Source organism: Pseudomonas sp. HY7a-MNA-CIBAN-0227, from assembly GCF_040310325.1.
Taxonomy (GTDB): domain Bacteria; phylum Pseudomonadota; class Gammaproteobacteria; order Pseudomonadales; family Pseudomonadaceae; genus Aquipseudomonas.
The window spans coordinates 1-278 of record NZ_JBEOPT010000108.1; the positions used below are offsets into that span (position 1 = coordinate 1).

The following is a 278-nucleotide window of genomic DNA, read 5'->3' on the forward strand; positions in this document are numbered from 1 at the left end:
TGGCTGGGGTCATTTTAAAAAGGAGCTCGGGGAGTCGGTTGAAATTTTACCGGCATCACAGCGAACATCAGGGAACTGGTATCAGGGTACTGCAGATGCTGTATTTCAAAATATCGACATTATTCGTCATGAAAAGCCTAAGTACGTGATGATCCTATCGGGCGATCACATATACCGCATGGATTATGCAGGCTTGTTAGCCGCCCATGTTGAATCAGGTGCCGATATGACGGTGTGTTGTTTAGAAACCCCGATAGCTGAAGCCGCTGGTGCTTTTG

Annotated in this window: 1 protein-coding gene; it reads left to right on the forward strand. The window is 47.1% G+C overall.

Features of this window, described 5'->3' with window-relative positions; translation table 11 throughout:
* A partial coding sequence (locus tag AAEZ06_RS27180; protein WP_350617187.1) for a sugar phosphate nucleotidyltransferase occupies positions 1-278 on the forward strand: 278 nt, incomplete at both ends.